Genomic DNA, 26396 nt, shown 5'->3' on the forward strand with positions numbered 1-26396 from the left:
CGGTATAACCACCGGGAAAACAATCAAGGTGAATGCAAAACCTTGGGGAGAATCCGGGCAACTGGTTCTCCCCTTTTTAAAAAAACAGGACGCCGGCTAATGAAAAAATTCCAATATGATGCGCTGCGCTTCCCCTTATTCCACGTTAACAATAAACAGTATACATATGAAGCGTATCTTAACAGCTTTCCTTTTCCTGCTGGTAACGCCTGCGCTGGCACAGTTGAAACACAGCAGGGAATCGCAGTATCCCACCTATCACGGGCTTATCATGGCCGGCTACCAGGGTTGGTTCCGTGCCGGCGGCGATGGTTCGGGCGCACAGCGGTTTTCCTACGGCGATGAAACACGCAGTGGTATTGACATGTGGCCTGATGTCAGCGAATATGAAAAAACCTATACCACGCCGTTCAAACTGGCCAACGGGCAGCCCGCCCGCTTCTTCAGTTCCTACGATAAAAGTACGGTAGACCTGCATTTCAAATGGATGCAGCAGTACGGCGTGGATGGTGTATTTATGCAACGCTTTTTCAATAATGCCAAACGCCACGACAGCATCTCCGGCCTTATATTGAAAAATGCCTTTGCCGCGGCATCCAAATACAAAAGGGCCATTGCCGTAATGTATGACCTGTCCGGCTTAAAAGCCTCCGGCGAAGACTGTTCCGCCATTATCGAAGACTGGAAATACCTGGTGGATCAGCTGAAAGTAACCAATCAACCCGGCGCAAAAACCTATTTACAGGAAAATGGTAAACCCGTGGTGGCTATCTGGGGCATCGGCTTTCCGGATCGGCCGTATAACCTGCGCAATATCGGACTAGACAGGTTGATTGATTTTCTTAAAAATGATCCGGTATACGGAGGTTGTGCAGTGATGCTGGGCGTACCCACCGCCTGGCGTACACTGAATGCAGATTGTTTGCCCGACCCCTATCTGCATACCCTCATCAAACAAGCCGATATTGTGCTGCCATGGAACGTACAGCGCTATTCCCCCCTGCTGCATAACGATATGGACCGCTTCCGTGACAATCTCATAGAAGACCTGGCCTGGTGCCGCAACAATAAAGTGGAATACGTGCCTTGTGTATACCCCGGGTTCAGCTGGCATAACCTTAGCAAATATGAATTTCCGGACGATGTAAAGCCCTCTGGTTCCATTCCCCGGCAGGGCGGCCGTTTCTACTGGCAACAGATCACCACGGCGCTCACGGCAGGCGCCAGCATGCTGTATGTAGCCATGTTTGATGAAGTAAATGAGGCCACGGCCATTTTTAAAGCTTCCGATCAGCCACCGGTAAGCAGCACTACCCCCTTTATTAACCTGGATGGTAAACCATCGGATCATTATCTATGGTTAACCGGAGAAGCAGCTAAAATGCTCCGCAATGAAATACCGGTCAGTACAAAAATGCCGGAAAGGAAATAAAGGTTGATGCCATAAGATGGTTAACTTATCAACCGTCTTATGGCATATGACAATTTCGCATTTGGTATTGCGCCCCCGGCTGGCATGATCGTACCGTAGCCAGGTTGCGACTCAAAACCTGTGCACAAATCCGGCATAACTCCTTTTTCCTGTTCGGGGAACTTATTTCCGGCCGTTTTGAAAAAGGTAACTACCTGGATCTGACGATGATAGGCATTAACTATCAACCCCGGATCAAAGCATTCGAGTTTGCGCTATACAAAACAGAAGACGGTATTTCGAGGGAGGATATCGGATTTCCTGTAGATGAATTACCGGCGGAAGAACGGGTTTATCTCCTGCAACAAGCAACTGGAAATCAAACAATTGATATTATTACTGAAAGAAACGGATAACAAACACCTACTTTACTACCTGCACCGCCATAAACTTTCCTTTAGCCAGCAGGTATACGCCGCCAAAATAAGAGGCAATGCCCACCAACGCGAAGATAATGACCATGCGGATAATTTTCCGCCGGTTGCCTTTTCTCCGGCACTCGCGGCTCAGGATCATCTGCTCTATTTCCAGCCAGCTTCTGCCGGGATCGCCGGTGCGGAAGCGCTGCTCCAGACTACCTGTTCTTATCATTTGCCGGTACGCGGCTGCAACGGATTTTGCATTGGGAATGTTATCCATCAATGCGATCAATTCCTTGGTGTCATCATCTGACGTCTGTCGGGTTAACGGTACCTTTTCAGGATCCTTTTTAAGCATCACCCTATCTGCAATCATTTTAAAATAAGTATTCATAATAATGCCTGCATGAATGGTTTAATATCGGTATTGTATCTACGACATTCACGCATGGATAGTTTTACTATTTGCAAGAAAAACCTTTTAGCAAAACAACAGCGGGCATTTGCCTCATATATTTATTATAGATATTATTTACGGCGGTTATATACGATTTCTTTGTCAACAAACCGATAAAGTCCCTCTTTAATACGGACGCCTAACCATGGCATCTAAAATACCTTACCACACGCCATTTCCGCCGATTCATCCACTCAATCCCGCCACTACAGAATTCCTTTAGGAATTATCCCTATTTTTAGCCCATGAAAGTGCTGATTATAGAAGACGAGCCTGCGCTCAGAGCCAATATACAGGAATACCTGGAACGCCAGGGCTACGTATGTGAACTGGCGGCAGATTATAAACAAGCCATAGATAAAGTCAATGAGTTTGACTACGACTGTGTGGTGGCGGATATTAGTCTCCCACTGGGCAGTGGACTCGACGTGGTAAAAGAACTTAAACTGCTCGAATCCAGGGCAGGCATCATCATCATTTCTGCGAAAGACTCCCTGGAAGATAAACTCAGCGGCCTGGAACTCGGTGCCGATGATTATCTTACCAAACCATTCCATCTCTCTGAACTCAACGCCCGTGTAAACGCTATTTTACGCCGCAAAAACTTTGATGGCAATACCACCATCAACTTCTCAGAAATCACCATCAAACCAGCTTCCAAAACAGTGCTGGTACACAATAAGTCTATCACACTCACCGGCAAAGAATACCAGCTGCTGCTCTACTTCATTGCCAACCAACACCGCGTAGTCACCAAATCAGCGCTGGCAGGGCATCTCTGGGGAGATGAATACGACCAGGCCGGGTCCTACGATTTTATTTATACCCATATCAAAAACCTTCGTAAAAAAATGCTGGAAGCCGGCGGAGAAGATTATATCAAAACGGTTTACGGCACCGGTTACCGCTTCGGATAACCCATCACGCATCACTGTTTAAAAAGTATCCTGCTATCATGAAGCTGCTGACTAAAACCACCGTATATTTTTTGCTGATCATGTTGCCTGTTTTCGCTGCGGGCGCCTTCTACCTGTATACAAAATTTAATAAGGAAATAAAACATGAAACGGATGAAGAACTGGTAAATGATAAACTGCAATGGATGCGCTACCTCGACACCGCCAGCGTAAACAATCCTATCTTCAGTATCAGCACACCAGAGTTCAATTTACAGCCCACAGAAAAAGCAGCGCAAAGCAAACATAAACTCAAAGGCATAAACATATACCAGGAACCGGAAAATACCTATGCCCCGTTTCGCCAGCTCTCGCAGGTGATTACACTACACAACAACAATTATGAACTGGTACTGCGTAAGTCGCTGATAGAAAAAGATGACCTCATCAAAAATGTGGTATTCGTAATGCTCGCAGCCTTTGCCGGCCTGTTCCTGTTTGTATTACTGATCAACTGGCTGATCAGCAAAAGCGTGTGGAAACCTTTCTATCAATCGCTCGGAAAAATACAACGCCTGCAACTGAATAAAATGGAAGCCACCGTGTTTGATCACACCGTCACCCATGAATTCAACCAGCTGAATGCCGCCCTCAACAACATGACTACACGCATTCACAACGATTATACCAGCATCAAAGAACTCACCGAAGATGCAGCGCATGAAATGCAAACGCCGCTGGCCATAGCCCAAAGTAAACTCGAACTGCTGCTGCAGGATGATACCCTTTCTGAAGCACAACTGCAAAGTATCCTGATCAGCTACGATGAGCTGCAACGCCTGTCGAAACTCAATCATAACCTGCTCCTGCTGGCAAAAATTGAAAACCAGCAATACCCCGTTACCGAACAACCCAACCTTTGTGCAGTAATAGAAAAATACCTGTTGTTGTTTGAAGAACTGATCCGGGAGAAAGATCTCATCATCTATAAAGAAATGACAGACCATGCGCCATGGCCGCTGCACCCGGCACTCGCAGATATCATGGTCAGTAACCTCCTCGGCAATGCTATCAAATACAATTACCCGAACGGTCGTATCGATATCCGGGTAAACGCCAACACATTCAGTATAGCCAATACCAGCCAGCTTCCCGAAATCCCCGCCGACATACTGTTTCAACGTTTCAAGAAACAGAATACCGGCTACACCAACTCAAATGGACTGGGACTCGCCATCGTGAAAAAAATAGCCGACTCTTACCGCCTTCAACTGCACTACAGCTTTAAGAATGGAGAGCATGTAATCACGGTCACCCCCGGACTGTGATTTGTGTGATTAGTATGATTATCCTGATGAGCGAAGACGAATGTTATGCAATAGCAGTATCAACCTATGTCAATTTCCCTGATCATCTTTGTTCATCAGGATAATCATACTAATCACACTAATCACAGTCCCGGGTTCAGATTCTCTCCAGATTCAATTCCTTCCTTTGTATTATCATCAAATAGCATCAATCAGCGTGATCATATGAAACAAATCTTACTGTCAGCGATAATACTCTGCGCCGGCATTGGCATCCAGGCTCAAAACCGTGTACCCGTTCCCGTTAAAGACACCACGCAATTGCCGTCGAAAGACAGCATCAGCAAAGTGTCTGACCTCAACGAGGTAGTCATTTCATCTACCCGCAACAACAGCCGTATTGAAGACCTCCCCATGAAAGTAGAGGTATTGGGTAAGGAAGATATGATAGAAGAAAGTGGTATCAAACCAGGTAATGTGGCGAGCATACTCGGCGATCTGTCTGTAATACATATCCAGAACACCTCGGCGGTAAGCGGTAACAATGCCATCCGTATGCAGGGACTCGATGGAAAGTATACCCAGCTGCTCCGCGATGGTGTTCCTGTATACGAAGGATTGAGTGGAAATTTCGGTGTATTGGCGATTCCTCCGCTGGACCTGAAACAGATAGAGATCATCAAAGGCTCCGTATCCACGTTGTATGGCGGCGGCGCTATTGCCGGTATCATCAACTTCATTGCCAAAACACCCGGCAATAAACCGGAACTAACCATACTGGCTAACCGCAGCACGCTAAAAGAAACGAATGTCAACGCCTATTATGCAGAACGCTATGGTAAAACCGGTCTTACCCTGTTTGCCGGCGTTACTACACAAAATCCGGTAGATGTAAACAAAGACGGTTTCAGCGATGTTCCCCGTTTACGGCAATACCTGCTGCATCCCCGCTTCTTCTGGTATTTAAATCCGTTAACCACGCTGGTCGCAGGTTATACCGGCACCATCGAAAAACGGGAAGGCGGCGACATGCAGGTACTCGACCATCGTGCCGATAATGTTCATCAGTATACAGAAGTGAACAACAGCGAACGGCATAGCGCAGACCTCCAGTTTACCCGGAAAAACCTGGGCGGTGGCACGCTGGCCATTAAAGGCGTAGGCAGTTTCTTCCATCTGCAAAATGACCAGGGAACCTTTGCCCTGTTGGGAAATCAAACCAGTACCTACGCGGAAGCTTCGTATAATAAGAAAAGTGGTAAACACGACTGGGTAGCCGGATTAAACAATACCGGCGAAATGTACCGTCGTGCCAAAGGCGACAGCACCCTGCTGGGCAATTATACCTACAATACCATGGGCGCCTTTATTCAGGACGGATACCATATCACCGACCAGTTTATGGCCGAAGCCGGTCTGCGTGCCGACTACCACAATGTATTCGGCTGGTATGTGCTTCCCCGGCTGGCATTTGTGTACAAACCCGTAACAGATCTTTCCCTTCGCCTCAGCGGAGGTACAGGGTATAAATCACCTGCTATTTTTACCGCGCAAACGCAAAGCGTTGGCTACCGCAACCTGTTGCCTTTAAGCGCGGGCATTAAATCTGAAAGAAGCCAGGGCATCAACTTCGACGGCAACTACCATACTTCCCTCGGGAAGGTAGACGTAACGCTGAACCAGGCCCTGTACTACACGCACATCAAAGATCCGATCCTGCCGGTAATGAACGAAAATGATCATAACACCGTGCTGCTGCAAAATATGCCCTACGCAGTAAACAGCTTAGGCACCGATACCTACCTGCGTTTTGAGCTCGACCACCTGGAATTGTACCTTGGTTATAACCATACGGTTTCCAGGTACAACAATACCGGTTCTACCAATATCGCCTTCGCACCACAGGATAAATTCGCCAGCACCCTGGCGTATGAAATAGCTGACAAATGGCGCTTTGGTATTGAGAATTCCTGGATCGGGAACCAGTATGATTACAATAATCAAAAAACACCCAACTACTGGTTTTGGGCAGCTATGATTTCCCGGCAATTTGGCGAACATGTAACCCTGGTACTGAACGGAGAGAATATTTTTGATGCCAGGCAGGGGAAAAATACACCGCTCTTTACCGGTCCGGTAAGCAATCCCAGCTTTGCCACCCTCTGGGGCCCGATAGATGGCCGCACCATCAACATGTCCGTAAAATTTAATTTATAGATAATATTGAGAACGGCGTACCTTTGCGATCCTAATTTTCTGTGCAAATGAAATTTGTCAAAAACAGGTACGCCGTTCTATTTGGCTTCGGCATCCTGGCCCTCATCCTGTCATTCCTGGTTAGAACTGCGTTACTGGTCTGGATCTACCCGCAATCCGGCCTTCATATCACCAACATACCGGCTATATATGGCAAAGGCCTGATCTTCGATATCGGTGTAGCCCTGTTCTTTACCATCGCCTATGCGTTTTACCTGCTGATACTGCCGCAGCGGCTCAACAACACACTATTTAACCGGATCTTTACTTATACCGGTTTTTTCCTGGCGTTGATGATCCTGGTATTCTCGTTCTTTGCAGAATTCACGTTCTGGGGAGAATATGCCGGTCGCTTCGATTTTATCGCGGTAGATTATCTCATATACACATATGAGGTAATTGAAAATATCAATGAGTCGTATCCATTGCCATTATTGATCGGCGGAGTACTGGTATTTACCGGCTTGCTGACCTGGCTTCTCAGCCGCCGGGGCACCTTCCGGAACAGCTTCCAGTCAAATACTTCCTTCGGCAAACGCCTCCTCACCTTCTGTACATTGCTGGGCCTCCTGCTGCTGCACGTCTTTTTTGTAAACAATACCTGGGCAGAACAAAGCAAAAACCGTTACGCACAGGAATTATCCAAAGCCGGCGTTTACTCATTTGTATCTGCCTACCTGAATAATGAACTGGCCTACGATAAATATTATTTGCTGGAAGATAACAGCAACGCCTTCAGCCGCATGCGTGGCCTCCTGCAATCGCCTGACAGCCGCTATCTCGATAATGGTAACAGCATTTACAGAAGTATAACGGATACGGCTATACGTGTTGCGCCCAATGTGATCATGGTCACTATTGAAAGCTTCAGCGCTGATTTCATGGAACGTTTCGGCAATACGCAGCACATCACGCCCGTTCTCGACAGTATTGCCAAACAGGGACTCCTGTTTACCAATATGTATGCTACCGGCACCCGCACAGTAAGAGGTATGGAAGCATTGACGCTGGCTGTTCCCCCTACGCCCGGGCAGAGCATTGTTCGCCGCAAAAACAATGAGAACCTGTTTTCCGTAGGACAAATATTCGAACAGGCAGGTTACGAAAGCACCTTTTTCTACGGGGGCGACGGCTACTTCGATAACATGAATAAATTTTTTGGTAACAACGGCTACGATATCACCGACCGGCACCGCCGCCAGTTTGTGGAAGATGAAATCGCCACCACGCGTACCAATATACCGGATAGCGCGGTGCAGTTCTCCAATGCATGGGGCATTTGTGATGAAGACATATACAACGCCGCCATCAGAAGCGCCGATGCAAAGTATGCTGCAGGGAAACCGTTTTACGATTTCATCATGACCACTTCTAACCACCGGCCTTTTACCTATCCTTCCGGTAAAATAGATATCCCCTCCGGCGCCAGCCGCGAAGGGGCGGTAAAATATACGGACTACGCCATTGGCCAGTTCCTGAAAAACATCAGTGCCAAACCCTGGTTCAAAAATACCGTGGTCATTTTTGTGGCAGACCACTGCGCCAGCAGCGCCGGTAAAAATGAAATAGAAATCAGCAAGTATCATATCCCCTGCATCCTGTATAACGTACCCGGATATGCACCGCAGGAGATCAGCGCCATGTGCTCCCAGATAGATATTTACCCTACCCTCCTGGGCTTACTCCATTGGAGCTATAACAGCAAACTGTACGGTAAAAATGTGCTGGAACCAGGCTACCAGCCACGCGCTATGGTCAGCACCTATCAGAAACTGGGCTACCTGGAACCAGGCAAATTGCTTATTCTGAGTCCCCAGCAAAAAGCACAGTGCTTTAGCTGGAACCAGGCCCGCAATGAACAACATACCGCCCCTATGGACAGCGGCCTGCTGAAAAACAGTATGGCCAATTACCAGACCGCCTACTTCCTGTTTAAAAACGGAGGTATGAAGAAATAACAAATAAGTTATCCGGAGAATTTGTTACATCAGCTATCCCCCCGGCTGTAACAAATTCTCCGGGTAATTAATAATTCATGATTGAGTTTCCCGTTAATTCCCTAAATTTATTTTCCCGGTATCATCTTAATATCTTATTCTCTTACCGGCGCACATAATCTGGCCTTCTTTTAAACACAGCAATTTCCAATGTATCGCATAACTGTTCACCAACAGCAATGCCGTGCTTTTATTTTGTTGCAAGCAACCAAAACATAAAACCAACATTACTTATGCTGGCTAATACTGGTATGGGATCGCTCAAAGGTGATCCGGGAAAAAACGGTGAAGAAAACATCGTACAAGCACAGGAACACGCCCCTGACATCTTTGAGAAGCCGTCGCCGGGTTTCCTGGATGGCATGACCTTGCTGGCGGTAGAAGATAATCCCATCAACCAGCGCGTGCTGGGGCTCCAGCTAAAAAATTCCGGCGTTATACTCAGTACCGCTGGCAACGGCCTGGAGGCCCTGGAAAAAATGCAGGAGCAAACATTTGATGGTATCATACTCGATTTGCATATGCCTGAAATGAATGGTTATAACACCATTCCGCATATCCGGCGCCTGCAGCCCGATGCTTTTATTATTGTGCTCACTGCGGATGTGATGCCGGAAGTATCTGCCCGCCTGGAAAAACTGCAAATAAAACATATGCTGGCTAAGCCATATGCAGCGGAAGAACTGCTGGAGAAGCTAAAAGCCGAAAGCAAAAAGCAAAAAGCTATTGAAGCGGGTCAGGAACAGCAGCTGTAGTCTCTTTAATCATCCACTTCAATAGCTTTTTGCTTTTTGCTTTCGGCTTTCTGCTTACCTTCGCCCCTCCACTAAAGTATCCAACTTATGCAAACGCCTTCTTTGTCGGCCCGTGACCAGGACCTGATCTGGCACCCGTACACGCAGATGCAGACCGCACCGGCGCCTGTAGGCATTGTACGCGGACAGGGCGCGCTTCTTTTCGACGAAAATAATAACAGCTATATAGATGCCACCTCCAGCTGGTGGGTAAATATACACGGACATGCGCATCCGCACATTGCGCAGCAGCTGGCTGCCCAGGCATTACAACTGGAACACTGCATTTTCGCCGGCTATACGCATCCGCCGGCGGTGAATCTTGCCGAACGGCTGCTAAAAATCCTCCCGGACAATCAACGCCGTGTTTTTTATTCCGACAACGGATCCACCGCCATAGAAGTGGCACTAAAAATGGCGATCCAATACTGGGACAATAAAGGCACCCGCAAACATAAAATACTGGCTTTCAAAAATGCGTATCATGGCGATACTTTTGGCGCCATGAGCGTCAGCGGCAGAAGTGTGTTTACCCGCGTGTTTGATGACCTTTTGTTTGACGTTCATTTCCTGGATGTACCCACCGCGGAAAACATCTCCCAGATAATAACTGCCATAGCAGCCTTACAGCCGGAAGATATAGCCGCCTTTGTTTTTGAGCCCCTGCTGCAAGGCTCCGGCGGCATGATCATGTACGATGCTACCGCCTTTGAACAACTGCTGCAATACTGTTCTTCCCGGCATATTTTACTGATAGCAGATGAAGTAATGACCGGCTTCGGCAGAACCGGGAAAAATTTTGCGATGGAATATGTACAAACGAAACCAGATATCATCTGTCTTTCCAAAGGGCTCACCGGCGGTACCATGGCCCTGGGCGTAACCACCAGTACGGCCGCGGTATACGAAGCTTTCCTTTCCAGCGATAAACTGAAAACATTATTTCACGGTCATTCCTTTACCGCCAATCCCCTGGCCTGTACGGCCGCACTGGCCAGCATGGACCTCTTTATTGATCCGGCCTGCGCGACTAACCGCCAACGGATACACGAAAAGCATATCGCTTTCTTATCCGAACTGCAACAGTGGGCAGTGATCAAAAATGCAAGACTGCTTGGAACCATTCTCGCATTTGAAATTATAACGACCAACGCAGATGGTTATACGAATTCACTGGCAGACCAGCTGCATCGTTTCTTCCGGGAAAAAAGAATTATGTTGCGCCCGCTGGGCAATACCCTGTATATACTGCCTCCCTACTGTATTACCAATGAGCAGCTGGACCAGGTGTACAACAGCATCCGCGAGCTGGTATCCATCTTATAAAGACATAAAAAAAGAGGTGATATCAAATGATATCACCTCTTTCAAATATTTACCGGACAGTTTATTTTACCGGTACCGCAACTTTTGTATCATCCCATTCAAATACAACTGCGTTACCTGGTAAAGTAAAAGTGAGTTTCTCTGCCGGAGTAGACAGCGCCTCTCTTTTTACCTTTACCTGTACCACATCCTGGCCTTTATTTTTGTCGTAGTCATAAGCACCCCACTGTCCCAGTTTACCATTCAGGATAACGGTCCATGTTTTAGGGTCTGGAATAGAAAATAAAGTGTAAGTGCCGGCTTTTACAGGTTTACCACCAAATACAACGTCTTTGCTGAAGGTGATTTCTGTAGCCTCATCAGCACCGGTACGCCATACTTTACCAAATGGTTCAAGGGTACCAAAAATTACACGGCCTTTTTTGGAAGGTTGTCCGTATACCACTTTAATACCGTTGGCTTCTACCGTGGTGTGCGGGCTCTTACGTGGCTTTTCCTGTGCAAAAACGAGGCTGGTTACGGCCAAAAATAAGGTTGCCAAAAAGAAATGTTTCATTTTTTTAGTTTTTTCTGGAATAAGAAGAATGGTTCAAGAAAGCTCAACAATTTAAACTATAAAATCCGGTGAAAACAAAACTATTGGATCAATGGTAAAATAACTCCATATTATTTCCCTTCACAGATCTTACTCAACTTTGTTAAACCATTATTCATGGCAGGTCCATAAACCCTGTCGGCCACAAAGCCCCTTAATTTCCACCAGGGCAGCATGCCCAGTTTAATTTCCATATGCCAGAATATAGCAGTGCCTTTCCCATCCCGGGTGGGCTTCAGTTCTATACCGCTGTTAACCGGTCTTACTCCTTTGATATCCAACAGGTAATGTACCCCTTTGGCCGGATCGCTATCCAGTATGGTTACCTTACCGCTGTTCTCTTTCCCGTCCCAGCTGTACCAGGCGCCCGTTCCGATAGCCGGATCGGAATAAACCAGGGTGGCTGTTGTGTCGGGCCTGGTCCACGGATTCCAGGGGTCCCAGGCCTTCAGGTTCGCAATATGTGCATATACGGTATCAATAGGCGCCTGTATTACACCTGTACGTTCTACCACTGCTGTAGAAGGGAATAACAAAGACGTTAAAAAAACTACGACCCCGAAAATGATCACACTGATCAGCAACAACTTTACAAAACGCATAAAAAAATATATATTATAATATAAGCATGACCAGATGCATGTTATTATACCCGGTTATCCGCCTTAGCTCCCCAGTATTCTTTTAATATTACCCAATCCCTTCTCAAAATCCTTCCCTACCCACTTATCCATCATAAGGCCCATTACTTTGCGCAAGGGGTGTTGCCCCATATTGCAAACCATTCCCCAGGTAACCAATGTGCCGCCTGATACGGCATCGAAGCGGAAATATCCTTTGGATACGCCCATGCCCATAAAATCGATGTTGGTAGCAATGTACTGATCGGGCCGGGACTCGGTAACAGACATATGTCCCTTCCCTACATTGCGGTTGTTGCTTTCCCAGCTATAACCTGCACCTACCCCGCTCTCCTTTTCGCCATAGGTAATTTTAACGGCGGGGTCCTGCTCTTTCCAGGGCGACCACAACTCCCAGTTGCGCACCACATTTATCAATGGAAAAACAGTGCCGGCGGCTGCCGGGATTTGCAGCGAGCGCTCCACTTTTACGGTCGGGGACAGAAAGAAACTGAAAATGAAGAGCCCCAGCACAAGGACAATAAATGCACCCAGGATAATGAATAAGGCTTGCATCTGACTGGATTTAGATAGCACAAAGCTAACGAAATCGCACTATTCCCACTTGAATACTTTCACGGCTACCGCATATACGACAACACCCCATATGGTAAGAATGGCAATATCCCAGCCTACATGCCAGAGATGCTGCCCCTCAAAAGCCACTTTACGCAGCGCGTCGATCAGGTAAGTAAGCGGCATTATTTTACAAACAGGCTGTAACCAGGCAGGGAAAGAGTCGATCGGGAAAAAAGTACCCGCCAACAGGAACTGTGGCAGGGTAACGATGTTGGCCAATGGCGGAATAGTACTTTCGTTCTTCGCCAGGCTGCTTACCACAAAGCCAAAGCCCATGAATACCAGCAGCCCGAATACCGATAGCACCAGCATTTCCAGGAAAGTGGCAAAACCATTCACCAGCGTGAACCCAAAAGCGAAGTGCCCCAATGCAATGATCACCACAGAGCTGATCAGCTGGAAAATCATCCGGCTCAACGCCTCTGCCAATACAATATAGGTCCGTTTAATCGGGGTAGCAAAGAAACGCTTGAGTACCAAGGTTTGCCGCATATTATAAAAGAGGAAGGCCGTTCCAAACACAGCAGCGCTCATTAGCGCAAAACCCAACTGTCCGGGTAAAATAAAGTCAATGGTCTTAAATTCACGGCCGGGGATCTCGGTTTGTTTAAAAGTAGCTACAGACGGGCGTTTATAAGCCAAATCATCCATCGCAGCCGTCACATTTTTCAATACCCCCATCAGGATCATCTTTTTACTGGCATCCGACGCAGTAGAAGTCCTGATATTAACCTCATAATGAGGCACATGATCGGCGCTTTCTGTTGGCGCCACATTCAGAATCGCCACCAGGCGGCCCTTCTTCAGATCATCCTCCATTTCCGCCGCCGGTTGATCCGTGACCAGCCTTAGGGTGCTCACATGCTGCAGGCTCTTATAAAAACCAGTGTTAATATCGGTCTGACGGTCTATCCCCACCTTCACCGCAACAGTGCTTTTTCCAATAAACCCGAATACCAGGATAAATACCAGCGGGAATCCCAAACTGAACACCACGGCGGAAGGACTCCGGAATATACCCCTTAAGCTCCCTTTCGTAATGGCCAGCATGGCCCTCAACTGACTGTACTTAGCTCCATTCATCTGATCTGCTATTTTAAAACCGACGGCAAAACTACTATAAAAAAGGAGAAAGCCTAAGGCATAAAGCAAAAAGCTATTGAAGCGAAGATATGAGCGGATTATTAATGATGGAATATCGACTTATATCTTCGCTTCAATAGCTTTTTGCTTTATGCCTTAGGCTTTCTGCTCCCTAAAATTTGTAATTAAACGGTATCCTTGCCTGTATCCGGCCATGTAATTGTTGTACATCTTTTAACTGCTGGTACAGTTCATAATTAACTCCCAGCTCCTTCTTCACCATCCGAACGCTGGCTTCAGCGCCCAAACCCTTTATAAACCGGGATATTTTGTCCTTTGCTTCGGGGTATTCCCTTAAGCGGTACTCAGATAATTTTGCGAGGCGTGCTGCACAGGCCAGGGCTTCATTTACTCCACCGATGCGGTCTACCAGTCCCAGTTCTTTTGCTTCTATACCGCTCCACACGCGGCCCTGCGCAATGCTGTCCACAATAGCGGCACCCAGCTTCCTGCCGGCCACTACACGGGATTTAAAGGATGCATAGGTACTGTCTACCCCATTCTGAATAAAACGTTTTTCTCCCTCCGTGAGCGGACGCCCCACCGAACCCAGGTCTGCATACTGCGCGGTTTTAACACCATCGAACGTTACACCCAGCTTATTTTTGAAAAAATCCTGCATGTTAAACATCACGCCAAATACGCCGATAGAACCGGTCAACGTATTGGGTTCCGCAAAAATACTGTCGGCCATACAGGAAATATAATACCCGCCGGAGGCGGCATAGTCGCCCATAGATACGACCACCGGCTTCACCTTTTTAGCCAGCGACAGCTCCCGCCAAATCACTTCAGATGCCAACGCACTGCCCCCGCCTGAATTCACGCGGAAAACAATCGCCTTCACATTTTTATCTTCCCGTACCTTACGGATTTCTTCAATATAGGTTTCACTGCCAATGGTATTCTGCTTTTCGGATTCTCCGTCTATAATATCACCTTCTGCATAGATCAGGGCAATCCTGCCTTCGCCGCTGCCGCTCGACAGCTCCACACCAGCATTATATTTACCGAGGGTCACAAAATTTATTTTATCATCCTGTTTGGTAGCTGTTTTATTTTTCAGCTCCGTCATGATCTCATCATCATATTTCAAACCATCCACCAATTTATATTTCAACGCATCGGCGGGCTCCTCAATCATATTTTCATTAGCATACCCATGCAGGGCCGCTGTATCGATATTCCGCGCCTTACCCACCCCCTGCAGGAAATGACCATACAACTCGCCCAGGAACTGGGTGGTTTGGATACGGTTAGCGTCTGTCATCCGGGTTTCGCGCAAAGGTTCTGTAGCGCTCTTAAATTTACCGCAATAGAAAATCTCCGGTTTTATTTCCAGCTTCTCCAATGTACCCTTTAAAAAAGGCAGCTGGGTGGAGAAACCGGTGAAATCCAATCCCCCTTTGGGATTGAGGTATACTTTATCGGCAGCGGAAGCCAGGTAATAAGCACTTTGTCCCATTATCTCTCCATAGGCATATATAAATTTGCCGGATTTACGGAAGCGGAGCAACGCGTTACGCAATTCTTCCGTGCTGGCGAAACCACCGGGGCTGCCATTTACCTTGAGATAAATACCTTTGATGTTGTCATCACCAGCTGCGTTTTCAATTAACCGCACTGCCTGGAACAAACCCGGCACTTCTTTTTCCTCATCAGGCATAAAGGCGCCAAGTGGGTTCACTACTTTCTGCTCATGGTACGACTGGCCCGTTTCGAGTACCAGTATGCCATTAGGGGTTATTGTTACCTTTTCAGTGGTAAGGGCCTTGCCTATTATCACCATCAGGACGATGATGCACAGACCTGCAAACGCAACAAATGCAAGAAATGCGGCCAGGAAAACTTTGAAGAAACGCATACTTTTTGGTTAAGATGAAACTGAGATAGAAAGATACATTTTTTCAAAAATAAGGAATATGGCTACTTTTGAGACTTGAAATATACATGAATACAGCAATATTACTTATAGGTGGCAATTTGGGCGATCGTACCGGGAACCTCCGGAAGGCGGTACAACTGATCGCTGAAACAGCCGGAGAGGTCGTAAAAACCTCCGCCTTATACCAGACCGCTCCCTGGGGAGCCGTGGACCAGCCCGATTACCTGAATCAGGGACTTGAGATCCGCACCGAAATGGATGCACTAACGTTACTGCATACACTTTTAGAGATAGAAAGAAAGATAGGTCGTATCCGCCAGGAAAAATGGGGGTCGAGGGTGATTGACATCGACCTGATCTTTTTTAACGACAGCATCCTGGCGTTGCCTGATCTGAAGTTGCCACATCCCCGTATGCATCTCCGGCAATTTGTATTGGTACCATTACAGGAGATCATACCGGACTACGTGCACCCGGTATTTCAGCAAACAGTCAGCGAGCTCGCTGCCAGCTGCCAGGATACATTGCCTGCAATACGGCTCAATACCCAGGATCAGTGTGATTTTTGATGATTAAAATGATTTTATTACTTTTTTGATGGTTGGACTTTTTTATATAACCCTGTACCGCTCTAAGAAAGTAATAAAATCATTTTAATCATCAAAAATCACCCTGATCCTGGTCAAAAAAATCTAAATAAATATTCATGCATTATAAATTTATTACGGTAGAAGGGAACATCGGCGCTGGTAAAACAACGCTGGCCAATATGTTGTCTGCTCATTTTTCGGCCAAACTGATCCTGGAAGAATTTGCAGATAATCCTTTCCTCCCTCTTTTCTATGATCGTCCCCAACAATACGCCTTTCCGCTGGAACTGTTCTTTATGGCCGAACGCTATAAGCAACTCAAGGATATGCTGCAGTCGCAGGATCTCTTCAGTGATGTTATCATCTCAGATTACCTTTTTATAAAAAGTCTGCTGTTTGCAAAAATCAATTTGCCGGAAGAAGAATATGCCCTGTACCAGAAGCTGTTTGACATCATCAATCCACAGCTGGTGCAACCTGAACTGCTGATTTTTTTGAACGCACCCATTACAAAACTGCAGGAAAATATCAAACACCGCAACCGTTCCTACGAACAGCAGATCCCCGACGAATACCTGATGAATGTACATGATACCTACATGCAGTACATCAAGCAACATCCTGTACGTACGCTGGTGGTAGACACTACCAAAGTGGATTTTCTCCGGCAGCCGGACGATTTCAACAACCTGCTGCTGGCATTAGAGAAGGAATATGCACCGGGCGTGCATTACCTGAAACTGTAACAGTGATTCACGTGACTAGTATCATTTTCCTGATGAACGAAGATTAGCCTGGGCAATGGCATTTGCCGCCACGAACCCGCTGGTCCAGGCGTGCTGGAAGTTAAAGCCACCGGTAATGCCATCTACGTCCATCACTTCGCCGGCAAAGTATAAGTCCGGTACCAAGCGGCTTTCCATGGTGGCAGGATCTATTTCGCTGAGGGTAATACCACCGCAGGTAACAAATTCCTCTTTAAAAGTGGTTTTTCCTTTTACCGGGAATTCCATGCTTACCAGCAGTTTCATCAAACGATTCTGATCTTTGGCCGGAAGGTCCGCCCAGCGCATTTCTTCCGGTATACCTACCTGTTGGAGGAGGAACTGCCATAATCGCTGCGGCAAACTGAATGGATTTTTATGATGTAATTTCTGTTTACCCAACTCAAAGCGCAGGCTTTGCCAGTCTTCCCGCAGGGTATTTTCATTGTAAGAAGGCAGCCAGTTCACAATGGCGGTAAAGGTATATTGCAGCTGTTGCAGTTCTCTTGCCCCCCAGGCCGACAACCGCAGCACTGCCGGTCCGCTCATGCCCCAATGGGTAATCAGCAATGGGCCCAGCTCCTGCAACTTGGTGCCTGCCACCTTTACCTGCGCGGTATTGGCCACCCCCATTAAAGCGGTGATGGGATTACCCGGCATATTAAAGGTAAACAGGGAGGGCGCCGGGGGAACAATGCTATGACCGGCTTGTTCCAGCCAGGCAAACTTATTAGCCTGTGCATAGCCACCAGCGGCGATACACAGGTAGTCGGCCGTTAGCTCATGGCCATTTTGCAGCTGTAACTGCCAGCGGCCATCCTTCCCTTTTTTAAAAGAAGTAACTTCTGTATTGGTTTGTATGCTGAGATGGTATTTGTCTGCCTCCCGCAATAAGCAGTCGATAATGGTTTGAGAGTTATCTGTTACCGGGAACATACGCCCGTCGTCTTCCGCCTTTAATTTCACCCCCCTTTCCGCGAACCAGTTGATGGTATCGGGTACAAAAAAGCGGGAAAATGCCTTCTTTACAAAATTTTGTCCCCTTGGATAGCGTTTAGCCATATACGTAATATCCGGTGCATTATGGGTAACATTACACCGGCCGCCGCCACTGACCTTCACTTTGGATAAAAGCTTGCCTGTTTTTTCCAGCAGCACTACTTCCAGTTGCGGGCATAGGCGGGCCGCATTTACCGCACAAAAAAAACCGGCAGCGCCACCGCCTGCCACCACTAAACGTTTCTGTTCTGAACTCATTAAAATCTTGTTAAAACCATGGCTTGAACACGCAATAATAACAAACCTGCCGTAATCTTACCGATTAATCTTGCGAAGTTTATATTTTTACATATATTATACTGGCTCAAAATACATTGCATGCAACCGCACCCGAAGAAAAAGCGACATCACCTGAAATGGATGATCCCGGCCGTTCTGTTAACCGGCGCCATGAGTGCACTGGCTATACTACCATCGCCGAATGATTGGTCCGACCGCATAGTAAAGGCTCTACAAACATTTGGTACCCGGTATCCGGCAGAAAAAGTGTACCTCCACCTGGACAAGGACTACTACGCTGCCGGCGAAACCATCTGGTTCAAAGCCTATATTACCCTGCAGGGCATGCCTTCCACCACGGCTACCAATTTATACGTGGAGCTGCTGGATAAGAACAACAACATTGTACAAAAGAAACTGTTTGCTGCCGGCAACGCAGGCGCACCCGGTAACTTTGAGCTGCCCGAAACACAAAAACCGGGCGTATACCAGCTCAGGGCCTACACCGCCTGGATGCTTAACTTCGATCCGGCTTTCAGCTATAACAGGACCATCGAAATATTTGACCCGGCTAAAAAAACACAGGCCCCTGCCGACAGCGTAACCGCACCCGATTTTGCCGTGCAGTTCTTCCCGGAAGGCGGTAACCTGATCGCCGGCCAGCCTAATATCGTGGCCTTCAAGGCCATTGATAACAATGGCTACCCGATTGAAGTTTCCGGTACCGTAAAAAATTCCAAGGGCGCCAACCCGGTAGCCCTTAAAACCATACACGATGGGATGGGTACTTTTGACATCACTCCCGCCGATGGCCAGGATGTATTCCAGGCCCTGGTAAAAAGTGCAAAAGGACAAACCAAAACCATTGCATTACCCGCACCGGTAACTACCGGCGCTTCCCTGAAAGTATTTAATAAAGGCAGCCGCATATTTTACCAGGCCGTTCCCGGCAACGTAAGCGATACCGCTTTCAACGACCTCGTAATCCTGGCCCAGATGGGATCCCAGCTGGTGTACAAAGCCAACCTGGATGTAGGCGAAGGTCGCATCAGTGGCTTTATCCCTGCCGACCACCTCCCATCCGGCATCTTACAAATTACCCTTTTCGCAAAATCAGGCCTGCCGCTCTCCGAGCGCCTCACCTTTGTCCGCAAAAATGATCTGCTGCAGATGGATGTACTGGATGCAGACACCCACAAAGAACCCAGGTCAAAAAATAGTATCGAACTCCGGTTACCTGATACTATGCAAACCAATATATCCGTGGCCATTACAGACGCGGATGCTGTGCCGGTTGATAAAAATTCAAATAATATCGTTTCTACCTTCCTGCTGACCTCCGACCTTAAAGGTTATATCTACAACCCGTCCTGGTATTTCCGCAATGAAGCCGATTCAACACTGCGCGGCCTGGACCTGGTAATGATGACCAATGGCTGGAGACGTTTCAGCTGGGAGAAAATCCTTAACAACGAATTCCCGGAAATCAGGTTCCCCTACGAACAGGGACTGCTGATGAAAGGAGTCGCCACCATGCTCAATGGCCGCCCCATGCCTACCGGTAAACTGGATATGATCATCCGCCTGCCGATAGACAGCTCCTCCATGTTCGCCTCCACTCCTATCAATGATAAAGGAGAATTTGAAATGGCCAACATGGTATTCCCGGATACCGCTTACATCTACTACCAGGGTAATGACCTGGTGAAAAAAGGCGTAGACGTAAATGTAAAATTCGACAATCACTTCTTTGAGCGGCCTACACAGGTTAAAATACCCTACCCGCTGCGCGTGCCGCCGGCAGTAGACAATAACGCGCTGAAACTGTTCCTGGCCAATGCCGCGGAAGGCAATAAGGTAAACCGCTCGATCAACAATAAAATGGTATACCTGAAAGAAGTAAACGTCAACGCTGCAAAAGTAAAACCCGAAGAAACCACCGAAAAACGCTATACCTCCGGTATGTTCTCCGGCGGCGATGGATATACTTTTGACCTGACCAAAGAAACGCCGATTTCACTCAACGTATTCCAGTACCTGCAATCAAAAGTGGCAGGACTGCAGATCAGCGGCGACCTGAACAACCCTTCACTGTCATGGCGCGGTGGCAAACCAGGCTTATATCTCAACGAAATGCAGTCTGATGTAAGTATGCTCAGCACCCTCTCCATGCAGGATATCGCACTCGTAAAAGTATTCCGCCCTCCATTTATGGGTGGCTTTGGCGGCGCTAACGGCGCTATTGCGGTATACACTAAAAAAGGTGGAGACAATGCACCTAAAAATGATCCAAGCATCAGGGGCTTTAAACTCTATAAAAAAGCAGGATACACTATTGTAAAGCAATTCTACTCCCCGGATTATTCCGTGAAAAAAGAAGTACATGCTTTGCCTGATAAACGCCTCACGCTTTACTGGAATCCAAATGTTGCCATTGATACCCTTACCCACACGGCAAGAGTAGAGTTCTACAACAACGACTTCACCAAACGTTTTCGTTTAGTCGTGGAAGGTATAGGCGATGATGGTAGTGTAGGCAGGTTGGAGCAGGAAATGTAGAACGCGGATTTTTTCTTGCCCAGGATTAACGGTGATTATGATGATTTTCATGATTTTTATTTTTTGATTAACAGATTTAAAAAAAGATTTTGGGAGATATAAGCAGATAATATATCCGCTTATCTCTCCCAAAATCTTTTTAAATCAAATCAATCACAAGAAAAAATCATGAAAATCATCATAATCACCGTTAATCCTGGGCAAAACAAAACCCGCATCAGAGAATCCCCCCGAAGCTCTCCACTATTCTACTGAATGAACTTTGGTCTGATGAGGTTGTCGAAAGTGAAAATTTCATCCCACTTTTCCTGTGTTACCCATTTCTTTTCTTTTACGGCAAGGTCGTGTACAGACTTCCCGGTTTCCAACGCTTCACGTGCAATAGCGGAGCATTTCTCATATCCGATGATGGGATTAAGCTGGGTCACAATACCAATGCTATTCATCACCATTTCGCGGGTACGGTCGGCGTTGGCGGTAATACCCACCACACACTTATCTTTCAGTGTTCTGCAGGCATTACCCATATAGGTGATCGCGGTAAACAACGCAAACGAAATAGTGGGTTCCATTACGTTGAGCTGTAACTGTCCCGCTTCTGCCGCCATGGTTACCATCAGATCCGCACCAATAACATAAAAGGCAGTTTGATTCACCACTTCCGGTATTACCGGGTTTACTTTACCTGGCATGATAGAAGATCCAGGCTGCATGGGCGGCAGGTTAATTTCGTTTAGGCCTGTACGTGGGCCGGAAGACAAGAGTCTGAGATCATTACAGATCTTAGAAACCTTTACAGCAGTACGTTTCAGCACGCCTGACAACTGCACATAGGCGCCGGTATCGTAGGTAGCCTCAATCAGATCACCGGCCAGCACCAGGTCAAGCCCCGTAATATCAGCCAGGTATTTGGTGACCAGTTCCGCATAACCTTTGGGGGCATTTACACCGGTACCAATGGCGGTGGCGCCCATATTTATTTCAGAGATAAGGCGTTTGCTTTCTTCCACACGCGCCAGCTCTTCATTGATATTGGTGGCAAATGCTTTGAATTCATCGCCCATGCTCATGGGAACGGCATCCTGGAGCTGGGTACGGCCCATTTTCAGGATATTCTTAAACTCTTCTCCTTTGGCGCTGAACGCATCTGCCAATTCACCGAGCGTGACTTTATATACCGTCAGCTTGTTCATGAGGGCTATGCGAAAAGCCGTAGGATAAGCGTCGTTGGTGGATTGTGAGCAGTTTACGTGATTGTTCGGATGACAAAATTCATACTGTCCTTTTTCTTTCCCCATCATTTCCAGCGCAACGTTAGCAATCACTTCGTTGGCATTCATGTTTACAGACGTGCCCGCGCCGCCCTGTATCAGGTCGCTCAGGAACTGGTTATTAAACTCTCCTGCGATCACCCGGTCGCATGCTTTGATAATGTATGCAGCAATATTTTTATCCAGTACGCCAAGGTCTCTGTTTGCCATGGCAGCGCCTTTTTTTACATAGCCCAGGGCCTGTACAAACATAGGTTCCACCATCAGCGGGATACCGGTAATATGAAAGTTTTCAATTGCACGCAGGGTCTGAATACCATAGTACACATCCTGTGGTATTTCTTTTTCACCTAAAAAATCATGCTCCATTCTCTTTGCCATATTTAAACTAATTTAGGCCTGAAAGTTAAACGCATTTACAACAATGAAACGGTGGTAATTGTTTTATTTTCTCTTAAAGAGAAGGGCTTTTATTGGTATTTCATTCATCAATTATGAATTGTAATTTGTTTTATCTATGGTATACCGCATTTCATTGTTCTGTTGTCTATTTTTATTTTTTGGAAGAAGCCCTGTTTTTTGCCAGCAGCTGCAACCTCATTTTAACCCGTCGGAATACAGCGAACTGTTAAAACTGGCAGAGCGGATGGGCGATACGCCATGGGCAAAAGTAAAGAGTAACCCACCACGCGACTGCGAGCTGATATACCGCGGCGCCGTAACAGGGCTGGAGAACCGATGGGACCTTTGGAAGCGGAAAGATGGCGTAGGTATTATCGTGATTCGCGGTACCAATGGCACCAGTACTTCCTGGCTGGAGAATTTTTACGCAGGCATGATCCCTTCGCAGGGAACGGTAAAGTTAAATGACAGTACCATTGTACCCTACAAGGTAGCAGAAAATCCGAGGGCGTATGTGCATGCAGGTTGGATGCTGGGGGTAGCGGCGATGGGGCCTGATATTATCCGCAAAATAAAAGAGTACTATCAGCAAGGCATACACGAATATATTATTTTTGGTCATAGTCAGGGTGGGGCTATCAGTTTCCTGATGCGTTCCTATCTTGCTTATACCAATGACCTGCCAAAGGATATTATTTTTAAAACCTACGCGAGTGCAGCGCCCAAACCGGGTAACCTTTATTATGCGTACGACTTCGACTTTATTACCCGCGATGGCTGGGGACTGCGTGTCGTCAACGCCCGTGACTGGGTACCGGAAACGCCGTTCTCGCTGCAAACAGCAAAGGACTTCAACGAAGTAAGCCCGTTTGCACACATAAAAAGTTCACTGAGAGATCAGAAATGGGCGATACGCTGGGTGCTCAGTTATATGTACGGTCGCTTAGACCGTCCTACTAAAAAGTCTGCACGGCGTATGCAGCGGATGTTGGGGAAGTTCGCCTACAAGCGTGTAAGAAAAGTACTGCCGGGATATCAGCAACCGGATTTTGTGGCCAGTCACAATTATACACCGGCAGGTACTCCGGTTGTTCTTTACCCGGTGAAGGGTTATGATGAAAAGTTTCCGTTTGACGGAAAGAATGTATTCGCCCACCATATGCTGGAGCCCTACAGGTGGGAGCTGGAACAGATCTATCACATAGACACCCATTAATCGTTGCTGCCTTTTTCGCCGGTAAACCAGTGCTCCTTGTCTCTGAATAATACGTTAAAGGTAGTAAGGGAGCCGTAGATGCGGGTAATATACTGTTGCAGGTTTACCTTTTCTTCATCCGTCAATACCTTATGGCTGTTGATATTTTGTTCGAGTACGCGCAGGCGGTCGCGCAGCATAACTATTTTGTGGAAGAAGGTATCAATGGGTAATTCTTTTGCTTTCAGGGAAGCATCACCGGGTTGCAGGATAATGTTACCACCTTTCCAGCGATCGCCCAGCGGCACTACTTCCGTGATCCCTCCCCACAGGCGCAGGATTTTCAGTAAAGATATTTCTGTGTCAGATGCCGTTTCTACTTCCGATGTGGCATTTTCAGCTACCAATACTTCAAAAAGAGGATCTGTTTTATCGATCATTTTGATACCGTGGTCCATGAAGGTGACGCGGTATTGGGCATATTTCACCGCCACAATTACGCCGGGGCCAAAATGCGCGTGTTGTACTCTTGAGCCAACACCGAGTGTGAGTTCTTCCATTATTTTTTTCTCAAACATAAAAAATTCCCGGGAAGGAAGAAACTAACATTTGTTAAGAGGGGACCGGTGATAAGATTATTATAAAAAAGCGTGTGATGACCGGGATCATCACACGCTTAAATAAACTATGCTTTTTATTTGTGCTATTCTTTTACTTTATTCAGGAAATAAGATAACTTGAATAACAGTTCATCCTGCAAACCTGCGCGGAGTTTGGCTTCTTCGTCGGTGATACCCAGGCGGCGCAAACGCTGGTAGTAAACATAGGAGCCACCAATCAGTTCGAGGCATTCCTGTATTTTACGTTTTACTTCTGCCTCTTTGGTACGTTTTTCAAATTCTTTTTTAGTAAGAATTTTGTCAACAAAATAGAAGTTGTCTTTATCTTCCACCCACTTATTACCTTCCCTGTGCTGTGGTTTGTATACCTCCAGGTAACAGTTATCGAGCTTCAATACATCGCCGAATTCTGCACGTATATCTATCACCGTTGGTTTCTCCGCAGCGGGATTGGCCAGGCGCTTTTTGATATGATTGCTGATTTCCACGCCCAGTTCATCACTGCTCATGAGGATCTGGTTCAGTTCTGAAAACTCCAGACTGATGGTAATGCGGGCGTATCCCCTGCCGCTTTTTATTTTACCAAACAGGCTGGGGGTAGTTTGTTCATCAAAGATGATGTCTTCCACCTGTACTTTGGTAATGGTTTTATAGTTAGGCGTATAACCATCTTCCAAAGGAGTTGCACGTTTGTTGACCAGCCGGGATGGTTCCTGGCGGCGGGTAAACTGTATAAACTCATCAATGAAACGCAGCTCCTGCTTTTTCAGCTTGGCATATAGTTCATGCGTGGTGTGGTTGTGTATTTTACTCAGCAGCATTAAGTCGTTCCAGCTGTCGAAATGCTGCATTTTTTTCAATTCATCGAGGATATCACCGGCCGACATATTACGGCGATAAAAGAGCTCTCCTACGAGGAATAAAGCATATTCCTGTGCGGGATACCCCAGTTCCGGCAACACATCATAAGGGCTCCGTTTTGTGTCCCGCGCACCTTCCAAAAGATCTATATCCGACATAACCGGCGCCAAAAGGTATTTGCGTGCGGCGGCCCGCAGCTTTTTGCTGACATAGTCTACCAGCTGATCACTCACGTGACCGTGATGCACAAAGTCATGCAGTATCTGTACAAAACGCCGCGATGCAGGCAATCCAAATTGTGAAAGAATATCGTTTTCCATGTCCAGCACGTCCTCAAAACCAGGCTCCTCCTTTCCAGGCTTCACCCGTTGATCCATTTGCTGGTAACGCTGATAGTACTCCTGCAACTTCAGTTTAAGCTGATCCATATGTATATACAATTAAATATTAAATACTTATATTAAGCACAACAATGTTGGCATCGAAATTTTGTTAAAATTTCCTTTCTGGTTAACATTTCCAGGCTACAACGACGTCAGGATACCCGAAAACAGGGGTACTCTGATGCCATAAAACAACATTCAGCTGATAATCAACTATCTATAAAAATGGGAATGGAATGGGAAAGTGCGCAAAGATACATCTTTTCCGGAAGTGAGCAAAAGAGGCCGAAAATTTTAGCGGTCCGGCCGCTGGCGGGGTTTTAGGGACAGGTACTGATCCGCAACAGGGAGGTATTAACGGAAATACGACCTTAAAAACCCCTGCTTATTTTGCGATCTCGTTTCCTTCACTTCATTTGAAGAATATGATCTATATATAACCCCTTGAAATATTTTTATTCAAAGTATTTGGAATTTAAAAATAGTTTCGCTTATCTTTGCACTCCCAACAACGGAAATACGGTGGTTGTAGCTCAGTTGGTTAGAGCATCAGATTGTGGTTCTGAGGGTCGAGGGTTCGAAACCCTTCAATCACCCAAACGTTAAAAAAAGGCTTCTGTAAAAAGAAGCCTTTTTTATTTTATACCCGCTGAAAGCAATACACAGCGCGAAGTTAAACAGATCGTTCTCTGTGTTGTTATAAAAAAGTAATGTATCCGTTTCACTTC

Annotated in this window: 22 protein-coding genes and 1 tRNA gene; 13 read left to right on the forward strand and 10 right to left on the reverse strand. The window is 46.7% G+C overall.

The features are described from left to right. Positions 1–166 precede the first annotated feature (166 nt). Together KE626_RS32945 and KE626_RS32950 are read left to right on the forward strand one after the other, a co-directional pair. The gene (locus KE626_RS32945) at positions 167–1432 is read left to right on the forward strand and encodes a glycoside hydrolase family 99 protein (RefSeq protein ID WP_211977345.1); all 1266 of its coding nucleotides are present in this window, start codon (positions 167–169) and stop codon (positions 1430–1432) included. Between the two features lie 104 nt (positions 1433–1536). Then, entirely contained in the window at positions 1537–1827 is a 291-nt protein-coding gene (locus KE626_RS32950; protein ID WP_211977346.1) for a hypothetical protein, read from the forward strand. A 7-nt stretch (positions 1828–1834) separates the two neighbouring features. On the opposite strand, the gene KE626_RS32955 is transcribed toward KE626_RS32950, so the two are convergent. Next, on the reverse strand, positions 1835–2206 hold the full coding sequence (locus tag KE626_RS32955; RefSeq protein ID WP_211977347.1) for a hypothetical protein: 372 nt from the start codon (positions 2204–2206) through the stop codon (positions 1835–1837). A gap of 326 nt (positions 2207–2532) precedes the next feature. On the opposite strand from KE626_RS32955, the gene KE626_RS32960 reads away from it, so the two are divergent. From KE626_RS32960 to bioA, 6 genes are all read left to right on the forward strand, one after another. Beyond that, positions 2533–3204, forward strand: coding sequence for a response regulator transcription factor (locus KE626_RS32960; protein WP_211977348.1), 672 nt, complete (start codon positions 2533–2535; stop codon positions 3202–3204). A gap of 38 nt (positions 3205–3242) precedes the next feature. Continuing rightward, positions 3243–4511 (forward strand): sensor histidine kinase, encoded by a 1269-nt coding sequence (locus tag KE626_RS32965; protein WP_211977349.1) that lies wholly within the window; start codon positions 3243–3245, stop codon positions 4509–4511. Between the two features lie 204 nt (positions 4512–4715). Further along, positions 4716–6707, forward strand: a complete 1992-nt coding sequence (locus KE626_RS32970) for a TonB-dependent receptor plug domain-containing protein (RefSeq protein WP_211977350.1) — start codon at positions 4716–4718, stop codon at positions 6705–6707. A 47-nt stretch (positions 6708–6754) separates the two neighbouring features. Next, entirely contained in the window at positions 6755–8704 is a 1950-nt protein-coding gene (locus KE626_RS32975) for an LTA synthase family protein (protein WP_211977351.1), read from the forward strand. A 272-nt stretch (positions 8705–8976) separates the two neighbouring features. After that, positions 8977–9498 carry a response regulator gene (locus tag KE626_RS32980; protein WP_211977352.1) on the forward strand — a complete coding sequence of 174 codons (522 nt, stop codon included), beginning with the start codon at positions 8977–8979 and terminating at the stop codon, positions 9496–9498. An 87-nt stretch (positions 9499–9585) separates the two neighbouring features. Next, on the forward strand, positions 9586–10863 hold the full coding sequence (bioA, locus tag KE626_RS32985; RefSeq protein ID WP_211977353.1) for an adenosylmethionine--8-amino-7-oxononanoate transaminase: 1278 nt from the start codon (positions 9586–9588) through the stop codon (positions 10861–10863). 61 nt (positions 10864–10924) lie between these two features. On the opposite strand, the gene KE626_RS32990 is transcribed toward bioA, so the two are convergent. The 5 genes from KE626_RS32990 to sppA all read right to left on the reverse strand — a co-directional run bounded on the left by KE626_RS32990 (position 10925) and on the right by sppA (position 15724). Next, positions 10925–11419 (reverse strand): DUF2911 domain-containing protein, encoded by a 495-nt coding sequence (locus KE626_RS32990; RefSeq protein ID WP_211977354.1) that lies wholly within the window; start codon positions 11417–11419, stop codon positions 10925–10927. A gap of 110 nt (positions 11420–11529) precedes the next feature. Beyond that, positions 11530–12060 (reverse strand): SRPBCC family protein, encoded by a 531-nt coding sequence (locus KE626_RS32995; protein WP_211977355.1) that lies wholly within the window; start codon positions 12058–12060, stop codon positions 11530–11532. 63 nt (positions 12061–12123) lie between these two features. Further along, the gene (locus KE626_RS33000; protein ID WP_211977356.1) at positions 12124–12654 is read right to left on the reverse strand and encodes an SRPBCC family protein; all 531 of its coding nucleotides are present in this window, start codon (positions 12652–12654) and stop codon (positions 12124–12126) included. Positions 12655–12693: 39 nt separating this feature from the next. Continuing rightward, on the reverse strand, positions 12694–13800 hold the full coding sequence (locus tag KE626_RS33005) for an ABC transporter permease (protein ID WP_211977357.1): 1107 nt from the start codon (positions 13798–13800) through the stop codon (positions 12694–12696). Between the two features lie 172 nt (positions 13801–13972). Then, complete coding sequence (sppA, locus tag KE626_RS33010; RefSeq protein WP_211977358.1) at positions 13973–15724, reverse strand: signal peptide peptidase SppA; 1752 nt, start codon at positions 15722–15724, stop codon at positions 13973–13975. 86 nt (positions 15725–15810) lie between these two features. Between sppA and folK the strand changes: the two genes are divergently transcribed. Together folK and KE626_RS33020 are read left to right on the forward strand one after the other, a co-directional pair. Further along, the gene (gene folK, locus KE626_RS33015) at positions 15811–16314 is read left to right on the forward strand and encodes a 2-amino-4-hydroxy-6-hydroxymethyldihydropteridine diphosphokinase (protein WP_211977359.1); all 504 of its coding nucleotides are present in this window, start codon (positions 15811–15813) and stop codon (positions 16312–16314) included. A gap of 137 nt (positions 16315–16451) precedes the next feature. Beyond that, the gene (locus tag KE626_RS33020; protein WP_211977360.1) at positions 16452–17081 is read left to right on the forward strand and encodes a deoxynucleoside kinase; all 630 of its coding nucleotides are present in this window, start codon (positions 16452–16454) and stop codon (positions 17079–17081) included. Positions 17082–17102: 21 nt separating this feature from the next. Here KE626_RS33020 and KE626_RS33025 read toward each other — a convergent pair whose 3' ends face one another. Continuing rightward, complete coding sequence (locus KE626_RS33025) at positions 17103–18356, reverse strand: BaiN/RdsA family NAD(P)/FAD-dependent oxidoreductase (protein ID WP_211977361.1); 1254 nt, start codon at positions 18354–18356, stop codon at positions 17103–17105. Between the two features lie 120 nt (positions 18357–18476). On the opposite strand from KE626_RS33025, the gene KE626_RS33030 reads away from it, so the two are divergent. Then, the gene (locus KE626_RS33030) at positions 18477–20936 is read left to right on the forward strand and encodes an MG2 domain-containing protein (RefSeq protein ID WP_211977362.1); all 2460 of its coding nucleotides are present in this window, start codon (positions 18477–18479) and stop codon (positions 20934–20936) included. Positions 20937–21184: 248 nt separating this feature from the next. On the opposite strand, the gene aspA is transcribed toward KE626_RS33030, so the two are convergent. Continuing rightward, entirely contained in the window at positions 21185–22588 is a 1404-nt protein-coding gene (gene aspA / locus KE626_RS33035; protein WP_211977363.1) for an aspartate ammonia-lyase, read from the reverse strand. Between the two features lie 136 nt (positions 22589–22724). Between aspA and KE626_RS33040 the strand changes: the two genes are divergently transcribed. Beyond that, the gene (locus KE626_RS33040) at positions 22725–23825 is read left to right on the forward strand and encodes a lipase family protein (RefSeq protein ID WP_211977364.1); all 1101 of its coding nucleotides are present in this window, start codon (positions 22725–22727) and stop codon (positions 23823–23825) included. Here the strand turns inward: KE626_RS33040 and KE626_RS33045 are convergent. Together KE626_RS33045 and KE626_RS33050 are read right to left on the reverse strand one after the other, a co-directional pair. Continuing rightward, the gene (locus tag KE626_RS33045; RefSeq protein WP_211977365.1) at positions 23822–24364 is read right to left on the reverse strand and encodes a hypothetical protein; all 543 of its coding nucleotides are present in this window, start codon (positions 24362–24364) and stop codon (positions 23822–23824) included. The two genes, KE626_RS33040 and KE626_RS33045, sit on opposite strands and share 4 nt — an antisense overlap. Before the next feature lie 143 nt (positions 24365–24507). After that, positions 24508–25713 (reverse strand): hypothetical protein, encoded by a 1206-nt coding sequence (locus KE626_RS33050; RefSeq protein WP_211977366.1) that lies wholly within the window; start codon positions 25711–25713, stop codon positions 24508–24510. Positions 25714–26190: 477 nt separating this feature from the next. Between KE626_RS33050 and KE626_RS33055 the strand changes: the two genes are divergently transcribed. Beyond that, positions 26191–26264: transfer RNA gene (locus KE626_RS33055), tRNA-His, on the forward strand. Positions 26265–26396 lie beyond the last annotated feature (132 nt).

It is taken from the genome of Chitinophaga hostae (genome assembly GCF_018224885.1).
Classification (GTDB): Bacteria; Bacteroidota; Bacteroidia; order Chitinophagales; family Chitinophagaceae; genus Chitinophaga; species Chitinophaga hostae.

Excerpts from the sequence above, each read along its gene's own strand:
- KE626_RS32955 (WP_211977347.1), bottom strand. The coding sequence starts at position 2,206 with ATGATTGCAGATAGGGTGATGCTTAAAAAGGATCCTGAAAAGGTACCG.
- KE626_RS32945 (WP_211977345.1), top strand. The coding sequence starts at position 167 with ATGAAGCGTATCTTAACAGCTTTCCTTTTCCTGCTGGTAACGCCTGCG.
- KE626_RS32975 (WP_211977351.1), top strand. The coding sequence starts at position 6,755 with ATGAAATTTGTCAAAAACAGGTACGCCGTTCTATTTGGCTTCGGCATC.
- KE626_RS32995 (WP_211977355.1), bottom strand. The coding sequence starts at position 12,060 with ATGCGTTTTGTAAAGTTGTTGCTGATCAGTGTGATCATTTTCGGGGTC.
- KE626_RS33045 (WP_211977365.1), bottom strand. The coding sequence starts at position 24,364 with ATGGAAGAACTCACACTCGGTGTTGGCTCAAGAGTACAACACGCGCAT.
- aspA (WP_211977363.1), bottom strand. The coding sequence starts at position 22,588 with ATGGCAAAGAGAATGGAGCATGATTTTTTAGGTGAAAAAGAAATACCA.
- KE626_RS33020 (WP_211977360.1), top strand. The coding sequence starts at position 16,452 with ATGCATTATAAATTTATTACGGTAGAAGGGAACATCGGCGCTGGTAAA.
- sppA (WP_211977358.1), bottom strand. The coding sequence starts at position 15,724 with ATGCGTTTCTTCAAAGTTTTCCTGGCCGCATTTCTTGCATTTGTTGCG.
- KE626_RS32990 (WP_211977354.1), bottom strand. The coding sequence starts at position 11,419 with ATGAAACATTTCTTTTTGGCAACCTTATTTTTGGCCGTAACCAGCCTC.
- KE626_RS32965 (WP_211977349.1), top strand. The coding sequence starts at position 3,243 with ATGAAGCTGCTGACTAAAACCACCGTATATTTTTTGCTGATCATGTTG.
- KE626_RS33050 (WP_211977366.1), bottom strand. The coding sequence starts at position 25,713 with ATGGATCAGCTTAAACTGAAGTTGCAGGAGTACTATCAGCGTTACCAG.
- KE626_RS33025 (WP_211977361.1), bottom strand. The coding sequence starts at position 18,356 with ATGAGTTCAGAACAGAAACGTTTAGTGGTGGCAGGCGGTGGCGCTGCC.
- KE626_RS32980 (WP_211977352.1), top strand. The coding sequence starts at position 8,977 with ATGCTGGCTAATACTGGTATGGGATCGCTCAAAGGTGATCCGGGAAAA.
- KE626_RS32960 (WP_211977348.1), top strand. The coding sequence starts at position 2,533 with ATGAAAGTGCTGATTATAGAAGACGAGCCTGCGCTCAGAGCCAATATA.
- KE626_RS32970 (WP_211977350.1), top strand. The coding sequence starts at position 4,716 with ATGAAACAAATCTTACTGTCAGCGATAATACTCTGCGCCGGCATTGGC.
- bioA (WP_211977353.1), top strand. The coding sequence starts at position 9,586 with ATGCAAACGCCTTCTTTGTCGGCCCGTGACCAGGACCTGATCTGGCAC.
- KE626_RS33030 (WP_211977362.1), top strand. The coding sequence starts at position 18,477 with ATGCAACCGCACCCGAAGAAAAAGCGACATCACCTGAAATGGATGATC.
- KE626_RS33005 (WP_211977357.1), bottom strand. The coding sequence starts at position 13,800 with ATGAATGGAGCTAAGTACAGTCAGTTGAGGGCCATGCTGGCCATTACG.
- KE626_RS33000 (WP_211977356.1), bottom strand. The coding sequence starts at position 12,654 with ATGCAAGCCTTATTCATTATCCTGGGTGCATTTATTGTCCTTGTGCTG.
- folK (WP_211977359.1), top strand. The coding sequence starts at position 15,811 with ATGAATACAGCAATATTACTTATAGGTGGCAATTTGGGCGATCGTACC.
- KE626_RS33040 (WP_211977364.1), top strand. The coding sequence starts at position 22,725 with ATGGTATACCGCATTTCATTGTTCTGTTGTCTATTTTTATTTTTTGGA.